The organism is Nocardia farcinica, assembly GCF_029867845.1.
Classification (GTDB): domain Bacteria; phylum Actinomycetota; class Actinomycetes; order Mycobacteriales; family Mycobacteriaceae; genus Nocardia; species Nocardia farcinica_A.
Window position 1 is genome coordinate 1 of the sequence record NZ_JARWRU010000729.1, and the last position, 1,194, is coordinate 1,194.

1 protein-coding gene is annotated in these 1,194 nt (G+C 72.6%); it reads right to left on the reverse strand.

Annotation, left to right across the window (positions count from 1 at the left end; all coding sequences use genetic code 11):
• The coding region (locus tag QH283_RS15915; RefSeq protein ID WP_280503768.1) for a sensor histidine kinase at positions 1-905 on the reverse strand (905 nt) is incomplete at its 3' end.
• Positions 906-1,194: the final 289 nt, after the last annotated feature.

Sequence of the window (1,194 nt, forward strand, 5' to 3'; positions counted from 1 at the left end):
GCCACGTACTCCCCGCGCAGCGCGCGGCTGACCGAGACGTGCGAGCCGGGCGGAGAGTAGGCGATCGCGTTCTCCACCAGATTCGACAGCGCGGTCACCAGCAGCGTCTCGTCGCCGAGCACCTCGAGACCGCTCGGCCGGTCGGTGTTGACGGTGATGCCCGCGGCCTCGGCGGCGGGGCGGGAGCGGTCGACGGCCTGGGCCACCACGGTGTCGACGTCGACGACCTCGAGCTCGGGCAGCTTCTCCGCGCCCTGCAGGCGCGACAGCGCGATCAGCTCGGTGACCATCTTGCCCAGCCTGCGCGATTCGTTGAGCACCCTGGTGCCGAAGTGCCGGACCGCGTCGGGATCGTCGGCCGATTCGAGCATGGCCTCGGCCAGCAGCCCCATCGCCCCGACCGGGGTCTTGAGTTCGTGGCTGACGTTGGCCACGAAGTCGCGGCGGGTGGCCTCCATCCTGGCCTGCTCGGAGTCGTCGTCGGCGAACAGGACGATGAAGCCGGTCTCCTCCTCCGACAGCTGCCTGGCGACACCGCGCACCGCGATCCGGCCGCGGCCGGGCAGGGGGTGTTTGGCGGTGAGGTCGAATTCGGCGGGCTCGCCGCCGGCGAACACCTTCTCCACCGCGGCCCAGGCACGCTCGTCGAGCAGCCGGTTGCGGACCAGGCCGAGTTCCTCGGCGCGGGGATTGACCAGCACCACGTCGCGGAAGCGGTCGACCACGGCGATACCGCTCTCGGAGGCCAGCACGATCAGATCGAGCACCTGGGACATGGTCAGGCCCGCGTCGGCCTGCCTGCGCTCCGCCAGCCGGGCCGAGACGTAGGGCACGAGCAGCCCGCCGACGGCCAGTCCGGCGACAGCCGCGAGGACCGCCAGAACAACCGACTGCGTGACACTCACACTGTGAATCGTACGGACGGCGACGCGCCGCACAATGCCGGGTTCACGAAGTTTCACGCAGGTCACAGGCCATTTCGACCATGTTGGCCGGGCGTTCACGTGTTGTTCGCCAGGCGTGTCATCGCCGCAGGACGGCGGCCGGAACGACCCGCTGCGCGCGATCGGACCGGCCCCCGCGGGAGCGATGCCCGAAACGGGCCCCGGCCCGGCGGCCGGGGGGGGCGCCCCCCGCGCCCCCCGCCCGCCGGCGGCCCCCCCGGGGGGCGCCCCCCCGGAGTGGGACACCCCC